Annotated in this window: 9 protein-coding genes; 7 read left to right on the top strand and 2 right to left on the bottom strand. The window is 70.0% G+C overall.

Going from position 1 to position 8,128, the window contains the following annotated elements; all coding sequences use genetic code 11:
- Positions 1 to 94: 94 nt before the first annotated feature.
- A complete protein-coding gene (locus tag SAHL_RS17160) occupies positions 95 to 922 on the bottom strand; it encodes a hypothetical protein (RefSeq protein ID WP_148045603.1) in 828 nt (275 codons plus the stop codon).
- 413 nt (positions 923 to 1,335) lie between these two features.
- On the opposite strand from SAHL_RS17160, the gene madL reads away from it, so the two are divergent.
- Positions 1,336 to 1,746 (top strand): malonate transporter subunit MadL, encoded by a 411-nt coding sequence (gene madL / locus SAHL_RS17155; RefSeq protein WP_123592631.1) that lies wholly within the window; start codon positions 1,336 to 1,338, stop codon positions 1,744 to 1,746.
- The gene (gene madM, locus SAHL_RS17150; RefSeq protein WP_123592630.1) at positions 1,739 to 2,506 is read left to right on the top strand and encodes a malonate transporter subunit MadM; all 768 of its coding nucleotides are present in this window, start codon (positions 1,739 to 1,741) and stop codon (positions 2,504 to 2,506) included. Before madL ends, madM begins: the two co-directional genes overlap by 8 nt.
- Before the next feature lie 13 nt (positions 2,507 to 2,519).
- Here madM and SAHL_RS17145 read toward each other — a convergent pair whose 3' ends face one another.
- Complete coding sequence (locus tag SAHL_RS17145) at positions 2,520 to 3,425, bottom strand: LysR family transcriptional regulator (protein ID WP_123592629.1); 906 nt, start codon at positions 3,423 to 3,425, stop codon at positions 2,520 to 2,522.
- A gap of 146 nt (positions 3,426 to 3,571) precedes the next feature.
- Here SAHL_RS17145 and mdcA point away from each other — a divergent pair, with 146 nt between their 5' ends.
- Genes mdcA through mdcE form a run of 5 tightly spaced genes read left to right on the top strand, consistent with a single transcriptional unit; the run spans position 3,572 to position 8,114 of the window.
- Positions 3,572 to 5,218 carry a malonate decarboxylase subunit alpha gene (mdcA, locus tag SAHL_RS17140; RefSeq protein ID WP_123592628.1) on the top strand — a complete coding sequence of 549 codons (1,647 nt, stop codon included), beginning with the start codon at positions 3,572 to 3,574 and terminating at the stop codon, positions 5,216 to 5,218.
- A complete protein-coding gene (locus tag SAHL_RS17135; protein ID WP_123592627.1) occupies positions 5,218 to 6,153 on the top strand; it encodes a triphosphoribosyl-dephospho-CoA synthase in 936 nt (311 codons plus the stop codon). The genes mdcA and SAHL_RS17135 overlap by 1 nt, the downstream gene beginning before the upstream one ends.
- Positions 6,134 to 6,448 (top strand): malonate decarboxylase subunit delta, encoded by a 315-nt coding sequence (locus tag SAHL_RS17130; RefSeq protein WP_123592626.1) that lies wholly within the window; start codon positions 6,134 to 6,136, stop codon positions 6,446 to 6,448. Before SAHL_RS17135 ends, SAHL_RS17130 begins: the two co-directional genes overlap by 20 nt.
- Positions 6,445 to 7,311 (top strand): biotin-independent malonate decarboxylase subunit beta, encoded by an 867-nt coding sequence (locus SAHL_RS17125; protein WP_184947816.1) that lies wholly within the window; start codon positions 6,445 to 6,447, stop codon positions 7,309 to 7,311. Before SAHL_RS17130 ends, SAHL_RS17125 begins: the two co-directional genes overlap by 4 nt.
- On the top strand, positions 7,308 to 8,114 hold the full coding sequence (gene mdcE, locus SAHL_RS17120) for a biotin-independent malonate decarboxylase subunit gamma (RefSeq protein ID WP_123592624.1): 807 nt from the start codon (positions 7,308 to 7,310) through the stop codon (positions 8,112 to 8,114). Before SAHL_RS17125 ends, mdcE begins: the two co-directional genes overlap by 4 nt.
- Positions 8,115 to 8,128 lie beyond the last annotated feature (14 nt).

Genomic DNA, 8,128 nt, shown 5'->3' with positions numbered 1-8,128 from the left:
TCTTGATCGTGGCGCGCCACGATCGGCGACTCGCGCCTTGCAGAACACGATTTGAGGTCTCCAACGCGGTGTTCGTATGAGGTGTTAACAGGCCCTAGAACACGTCGCTCTTGTCCGTCTCGGCCTCTTTCAGCAGTTCGCGGGCGGTGTCCAGATCGTCGTTCATCGCCGCGATGCGATCGGCGACCGCCTTGCTGTCGGCGCCGCGTTCGATCAGCAGCGGCAGGGTGGCGTTGAAATCCTTCTCGAGACTGGAGACCAGGTCGGCGTCCCGTTCGATGAGCGCGCCCTCGACGCCCTCGAAGCGCTGCATATAGGCCTCGTTGACGAGGGTGGTGGCGCGTTGCCCGTCGCCCTCGCGATAGGCTGCCAGCACCTCGTCGAGCCGCTTCTGGATGATGTCGATGGTTTCCGGGCCGCTGGCAGGCGTCGCCTTTTCGGTGGCCGTGTCCTCGGAGCCGGCGACCGTGTCGCGCTGCTGCGCGGCGTACTTCAGCGCGCCCATGCCCTGCCAGAGCGCGGCCTCGGTGCGCTGCTGCCATTGCCGGACCTCGGCCTCGGCGCCGTCCTTGTGGATCGCCTCCTCCAGGCCGCCGAGGGCGACCCAGATCGGCGGATAGAGCGAGATCGCGTGGGTTTCCAGCGCTTCGTGAAAATCGACGTGCTCCCAGTCGTCGACCAGGGCGTCGGCTCGCTGGCCCAGCTGCTCCGAGGCGACGCCGTCGCCGGCATAGTCGGATGCGATCGAGTCGACGGTGGCGACGAGTTGCTCGATCTCCTGCTCGTAATCGTCGAGATGCGTCTCGAATGCATCGACGTGCGCGCCCTTGTCGCCGTGCGCGAAGGCGGGGGCCGACAGCCCGGTCGCGCCAAGGATCAGCGCGGCGGTCAGCGCGGTATTCAATCCGGTACGTGCTCTCATCGTGCCCTCGTGCAAAACAGCGGTTACCGGAATTTAACTGATAATCATTCCCATTCCAATGCCGCAACGCGAATCGACCGCATGTCGAGGTCGCGCGGAGGCGCCGGCATCGCCCTTTCGTTACGGGAAAAGCGTCCCGGGTACCGGCGATCGCCCGCGCCGGCGTCTCCGCTTTATGGTTGTCCGCGCTTGCGCCCCGGTAGGTGCGGCGGCGCGCGAGCCGATGTCGCCGGGCCCGCGCCGGCGGTTCGGCGGCGTTGCGGCCTACCACTTTGGTCGCAGCTGCGCCGCGTTCAAGGCCCGTGCGACGGGACCCTTAAGTTCAGTCTAAGTCGCTTAACGTCGTCTTCGTTGAACGCCGCCAGCGCCTGTGGGATCACTCCCGTCACAACGAAAGCGAAAGGAGGAGATGAATGGTCATCTACGGTGTGGCCCTGCTGGCGGCGTGCATGCTCGTCGGCAAGCTGATCGGCGAAGTCATCGGCATCGCGATCGGCGTGGATTCGAACGTCGGCGGTGTGGGTCTGGCAATGCTGCTGCTGGTGTTCGTGGTCTATCGCATGCAGAAGGCGGGCTGGCTGGACACGACGTCGCGGCGCGGCGTGGAGTTCTGGAGTTCGCTCTATATCCCCATCGTGGTCGCTATGGCGGCGGGCCAGAACGTGGCCGGCGCGATCGCCGGCGGCCCGGTGGCGCTGGTCGGCGGCCTGGTGGTGGTCGCGGTGAGCTTTGCGCTCGTGCCGGTGATCGCGCGCCTGGGCAAAGGCAAGTACGCCGTGCCGCTCGACGATCTCGACACCGCGCGGGAGGGCCGTCATGAGTGAACGCCTACTCGACGTGATCGCCGGCAACGGCCTGATCACCGCCTTCGCGGCGGTGGGCCTGCTGATGCTGGTCTGCAACCTGATCTCTAAACACCTCACCGCCGGGCGTATCCACGGCTCGGCGATCGCCATCGCCGCCGGTCTGCTGCTGTCCTACATCGGCGGGGTGAGCACCGGCGGCGAGGACGGTCTGGCGGATATCGCGCTGTTCTCGGGGCTGGGTCTCATGGGCGGCTCCATGCTGCGCGACTTCGCCATCGTGGCCACGGCCTTCGGCGTGGATGTCGAGGAGTTGCGCAAGGCCGGCATGAACGGCGTGCTCGCGCTGCTCGTGGGCATCGTGGTGCCGTTCTTTCTCGGCGGCGCGATCGCCTATGCCTTCGGCTATACCGACGCGGTGTCGGTCACCACGATCGGCGCGGGCGCGGCGACCTATATCGTCGGCCCGGTCACGGGCACGGCCATCGGCGCGAGCTCGGAACTGATCGCGCTGTCGATCGCGATCGGCCTGGTGAAGTCGATCTCGGTGATGATCGTCACGCCGATGGTGGCGCGCGCGATCTCGCTGAACAACCCCTCCGCCGCGCTGGTGTTCGGCGGCATGATGGACACGACCAGCGGCGTGGCCGGCGGGCTCGCGGCCACCGACGCGCGCCTGGTGCCCTACGGCGCGATGACGGCCACCTTCTATACCGGCTTCGGTTGCCTGCTCGGCCCGTCGGTGCTGTATCTGATCGTGCGCGGGGTGCTCGGTGGCTAGCGCGCGGCCGGACCTAGGCGGTGACCGCGATCGCTGCCTCCTCGAGTGCGGCGATGCGCGGGTCGGCCGCCCGCGACTTCAGATAGCACAGCCCGAGCGTCTGGGTGACGCGCTGGGCTTCGGTCACCGGCGTGAACGACAGCGCGCCCGGGTAGATGTCGTCGATGCGCCCGGGCAGCAGGGCGTGGCCGACGCCGCCCTTGACGAGGCTCGTGAGCGTGAAGATGTCGTTGGCCCGCAGCGCCACCCGCGGCGTGATGCCGGCGGTCTGGAACATGCGGTAGCTGTCGCGCCCGGTGGAGAACTCCTGGGAGAGCACCACGAACGGCGCGCCGTCGTAGCGCGCCAGATCGATCGACCCGGCGGGGCGGCGGGGCGCGTCGCCCGCACGACAGGCAAGCTGGATCTCGTCGTCGAACAGCGGTTTGACGATCCGGTGGCGCTGGCGGCCGAGTTCGTGCACGCAGATCAGCGCGGCATCGATATCGCCCGCGGCCAGCTTGGCCTCGAGATCGGCGTTGGAGCCGAGCACCAGCTCGATATCGCACTCCGGCACGCTCTCCTTGAGCGCGTTGACGATACGCGGCACCAGCGCAACCGTGAGCGAGTACAGCGAGCCGATACGAAAGATGCTCGGCGAAATGCCGGCCGCCGCGCGCGTGTCGTCCACACTGCGCTGGATGCGCTCGATGATCTCGCTGGCATGGCGTTCGAGCACGAACGCCGAGTTCAGCGGTTCGAGCGAGCGGCTGCGGTGCGCGAACAGCGGGCAGCCCACGGCGGATTCCAGCGAATGGATCGCCTTGTGGATGGACACGCTCGACAGCGACATGGCTTCCGCCGCGCGGGCGAGGTTTCGTTCGCGCATGAACACGAGAAAGATCTCGAGCTTGCGCAGGGTGATTTCGTCGCTGCTCAACACAGGCCTCGTGGTGGCCGCGCATCGCCGGAGCGTTCGGTGCCCGGCTCGCGCAACTCGACGTTAACAAACCCAACGACCGGTTTATTGAACCGCCGCACTCCGCATTCTAACGTGAGCGCGGTTCGCGCCAGCCAGGATTTCACATGACACAACGCAACTGGACGACCCGCCGCGACGACAAGCGGGCGCGCATGGCCGCCGCCGAGGCGTGGCTCGACGGCAAGGTGCTCGAGCGCGATCGTGTCGGCGACGCCCTGCAGGCGCTGATCCGCTCCGGCGATCGCGTCATCGCCGAGGGCAACAATCAGAAGCAGGCCGATTTCCTGTCGCGCGCGCTCGCCGAGCTCGACCCCGACCAGGTCCACGATCTGCACATGATCCAGCCCAGCGTCGGCCGGCCCGAGCATCTGGCGGTGTTCGAGAAGGGCATCGCGAAGAAGCTGGATTTCGCCTTCTCCGGCACCCAGAGCCATCGCATCGGCCAGCTGATGATGGACGGCACGATCGAGGTCGGCGCCATCCACACCTACATCGAGCTGTATGCGCGGCTGTTCGTGGATCTGATCCCCAAGGTGGTGCTGGCGGCCGCCTTCAAGGCCGACCGGGCGGGCAATCTCTACACCGGGCCCTCGACCGAGGACACACCGGCGCTGGTGGAGGCGGCGGCCTTTTCCGGCGGCATCGTCATCGCCCAGGCCAACGAGATCGTCGACGACGTCTCGCAGCTGGATCGCGTCGATATCCCCGGGTCCTGGGTGGATGTGGTGGTCGAGGCCGACAAGCCGTTCTATATCGAGCCGCTGTTCACCCGCGATCCGCGCCACATCACGCCGGTCCAGATCTTCATGGCGATGATGGCGCTCAAGGGCATCTACGCCGAGCACGGGGTGACCTCGCTCAACCACGGCATCGGCTTCAACACCGCGGCCATCGAACTGCTGCTGCCCACCTACGGCGAGAAGCTCGGCCTGCGCGGCAAGATCGCGACAAACTGGGTGCTCAACCCGCACCCGACGCTGATCCCCGCCATCGAATCCGGTTGGGTGGAGACCGTGCACTGCTTCGGCACCGAACTGGGCATGGAGCACTACGTCGCCGCGCGGCCCGACGTGTTCTTCACCGGCGCGGACGGCTCGCTGCGCTCGAATCGTGCCTTCTGTCAGCTCGCCGGGCATTATGCGGCCGACATGTTCATCGGCTCGACCCTGCAGATGGACGCCGACGGCAACTCCTCGACCGTGACGACCTCGCGCGTGTCCGGCTTCGGCGGCGCGCCGAATCTGGGCTGCGACGCGCGCGGGCGCCGTCACGCCACGCCGGCCTGGGCGAACCTCGCCCCCGAGGGCGACCCACTGGCCCGCGGGCGCAAGCTCGTGGTGCAGATGGTCGAGACCTTTCAGGCGGGCCTGACGCCGACTTTCGTGGACACGCTGGATGCGGTCGCGGTCGCCGAGAAGGCCGGTCTGGATATCGCCCCCGTCATGGTCTACGGCGACGACACCACGCATCTGCTCACCGAAGAGGGTCTCGCCTATCTCTACAAGGCCGGGTCGCCGGCCGAACGGCGGGCCATGATCGCGGCCGTCGCCGGGGTCACGCCGCTGGGGCTGTCGGCCGATGCGACGACCACGCAACGCCTGCGCGAGGAGGACAAGGTCCGCATGCCGGAGGATCTGGGCGTGTCCCGCACCGAGGCCACCCGGTCCCAGCTGGCGGCCTCCAGCATCGCCGACCTGGTCGACTGGTCCGGCGGCCTGTACGCGCCGCCGCCGCGGTTTCGGAGCTGGTGATGGCCGCGCCTGAACGAACCGTCCCGATCCGGGCGGAGACGCTGGCGGCGATGCTCGCGCGCACGGCGACCGACGCGCTGCGCGCGGAGGTCGATCTGACCCCCAAGCCGGGTCTGGTCGATGCCCGCGACGCCGGCGCCCACCGCGACATGAGTCATGCGCTGATGCACGCCTCCGCCGCGGCGCTGACCACCGGCTTTCACGACATGGCGGCGGCCGCCGCGGTAGAGCGTGAACCGGCGCGGCTGCGCGCCGAGCTGGGCGTGCTCGGCCGCGAGAGCGAGGCCCGCATGATGCTGGCCACCGGCGGTGTCAACACGCACCGCGGCGCGATCTGGTGTCTGGGGCTGCTGGTGGCCGCGGCGGCCGCCGAGCCGGGGCGCTGGCAGGGCCGCTCCTTGCTGGCCCGGGTCGCCACGTTGGCCGCCATCGACGATCCGGCGGTGTCGCCGGCCCGCGAATCCAACGGCCAGCGCGTGGTGCGCGCCTTCGGTGTGCCCGGCGCGCGCGGCGAGGCCGAGCGCGGTTTTCCCGCGGTGCTCGATGCCGCGCTGCCGACCTTGCGCGACGCGCGCGCGGCCGGCGCGGGCGAACGGGTGGCCCGCTTGAATGCATTGCTTGCGGTGATGGCCACGCTCGAGGACACCTGTGTACTCAGCCGCGCCGGACCGGCGGGCCTGCGGCGGGTCCAGGCCGGCGCGGCGGCCGTGCTCGATGCCGGCGGCGTCGGCAGCGTCGCCGGCGGGCGGGCGCTCGCGCGCCTGGATGGGCTATTGCTGTCGCTCAACGCCTCGCCCGGCGGCAGTGCCGATCTGCTGGCCGCGGCGCTGTTCGTCGATGCACTCGAAACCGCGGCCTGCGCCGCCTGGGGTGGGCACGCCGCGCCGGGCGCGGCCGCAGCGAAGGAGACACACCATGCAAACACTGTCGCTTGACTATCCCGCCGGCGCGCCCGCGGCCCGGCGAGCGCTGGCCGGGGTGGTCGGTTCCGGCGATCTCGAAGTGCTGCTCGAGCCGGGGGCCGACGGCCGCTCGACGGTCGAGATAAACACCTCGGTCGACGGCGTGAACGAGATCTGGACGGCGGTCGTGGATCGCATCTTCGCGGACGCGGCCCAGCCGGCGGTCGCCCTCGAGATCAACGACTTCGGCGCCACGCCCGCGGTCGTGCGGCTGCGTATCGCCCAGGCGATGGAACAGGCCGCCGGCGCCGACACGGGAGCGCACTGATGGACACCGCGACACTGATCGCCCGCGAGAGCTTCGTCGAGCGCGGCGCCCGCGAACGCGTCGCCGGACTGCTGGATGCCGGCACGATGCGCGAGCTGCTGGATCCGTTCGAACGCCTGCGCTCGCCCTGGCTCGCCGAGCAGGACATCGTCACCCAGGCCGACGACGGGGTCGTGATCGCCCGGGGCGCGATTGCCGGCACGGCGGTCGTGTGCTGCGCGGTGGAACCGGCCTTTCAGGGCGGCGCCATCGGCGAGGTCGGCGGCGCCAAGATCGCCGGCGCCCTGGAGCTGGCGCTGGAGGACGCCGAGGCCGGCCGGCCGGTCGTGCCGGTGCTGCTGCTGGAGACCGGCGGGGTGCGCCTGCAGGAGGCCAACTGCGGTCTGGCCGCCATCGCCGAGATCCATGCCGCGATCGCCGCGCTGCGCGCCCACGTGCCGGTGGTCGGGGTGGTCGCAGGGCCGGTGGGCTGCTTCGGCGGCATGTCCATCGCGGCGGGGCTGTGTTCGCAGCTGATCGCGACCCGCGAGGCCCGGCTGGGCCTGAACGGGCCGCAGGTCATCGAACAGGAGGCCGGCGTGGACGAGTTCGATTCACGCGATCGCCCCATGATCTGGAGCCTGACCGGCGGCGAGCAGCGGCGGGCCACCGGCCTGGTGGACACGCTCTGCGCCGACGACGCACAGGCGATCGCCGCCGAAGTCGCGGCTGCGGTCGCAGCCGGTCCCGAAGATCCGGCCCGCGTCGCGGACGTCGACGCCGCGCTGGCCCGCCTGGCGCGAATCGACGGCGACCGGCGCGCCGAGGCGGAGTGGGTCCGCGATGCCTTCCAGACACCCACGGATGACGGGAGCGATTCATGACCGCGACGACCCCCTCCAGCCGCGGCGGCCGCTGGCTGGCTGCGCTCACCGACGAGGGCCCGGCGCTGCCCGGCTATCCCGACAGCGTGCGCGTGGTCGACGGCGAACTCGACGGCACCCCGACGCGCTACATCGCGGTCGTGCCCGATCCGGCCAGCGACTTCCCTCGGGCCCGCGGCGGCGAAGTGGGCCTGGTCGAGGGCTGGGCGCTGGCGCGCGCCGTACGTGAAACGATGACGGCCGATGTTGACGGGCCGCGACGGCCGATCGTGGCCGTGATCGACGTGCCCAGCCAGGCCTACGGACGCACGGAGGAGGCCTTCGGCATCCACCAGGCGCTGGCGGCGGCCGCCGACGCCTATGCCGCGGCCCGGCGGGCGGAGCACCCGGTGATCGGGCTGATCGTGGGCAAGGCCATGTCGGGCGCTTTTCTCGCGCACGGCTATCAGGCCAATCGGCTGATCGCCCTGGACGATGCCGCGGTCGAAGTACACGCCATGGGCAAGCAGGCCGCGGCCCGCATCACCCAGCGCACGGTCGAGGGTGTGGAGGCGCTCGCGCGCACGATCACGCCGATGGCCTACGACATCCGCAGTTTCCAGCGGCTGGGGCTGCTGCACCGGCTGCTGTCGGTCGCCGATGCGGATTCGCCCGCCGGCCCCGATGTGGCTGCGGTGCGCGATGCGCTGACCGAGGCCTGTAGGGACATCGGCGACAGCCGGGATCTGGGCGCGCGTCTCGGCGAAGGGCGGGCGGCATCGCTGGCCGTGCGCCGGCGTCTGCGTGCACAGTGGCAGTCCTGACCGCACGAGCTAGG

Origin of the sequence: Salinisphaera orenii subsp. halophila YIM 95161, assembly GCF_003732545.1 — a bacterium.
Classification (GTDB): Bacteria; Pseudomonadota; Gammaproteobacteria; order Nevskiales; family Salinisphaeraceae; genus Salinisphaera; species Salinisphaera orenii_A.
This window is presented reverse-complemented; position numbering and strand designations above follow the sequence as displayed.

What these genes read in the sequence shown, in the direction of transcription:
- madM (WP_123592630.1), top strand. Translation starts at nt 1,739, where the DNA reads ATGAGTGAACGCCTACTCGACGTGATCGCCGGCAACGGCCTGATCACC.
- mdcA (WP_123592628.1), top strand. Translation starts at nt 3,572, where the DNA reads ATGACACAACGCAACTGGACGACCCGCCGCGACGACAAGCGGGCGCGC.
- SAHL_RS17160 (WP_148045603.1), bottom strand. Translation starts at nt 922, where the DNA reads ATGAGAGCACGTACCGGATTGAATACCGCGCTGACCGCCGCGCTGATC.
- madL (WP_123592631.1), top strand. Translation starts at nt 1,336, where the DNA reads ATGGTCATCTACGGTGTGGCCCTGCTGGCGGCGTGCATGCTCGTCGGC.
- SAHL_RS17135 (WP_123592627.1), top strand. Translation starts at nt 5,218, where the DNA reads ATGGCCGCGCCTGAACGAACCGTCCCGATCCGGGCGGAGACGCTGGCG.
- mdcE (WP_123592624.1), top strand. Translation starts at nt 7,308, where the DNA reads ATGACCGCGACGACCCCCTCCAGCCGCGGCGGCCGCTGGCTGGCTGCG.
- SAHL_RS17130 (WP_123592626.1), top strand. Translation starts at nt 6,134, where the DNA reads ATGCAAACACTGTCGCTTGACTATCCCGCCGGCGCGCCCGCGGCCCGG.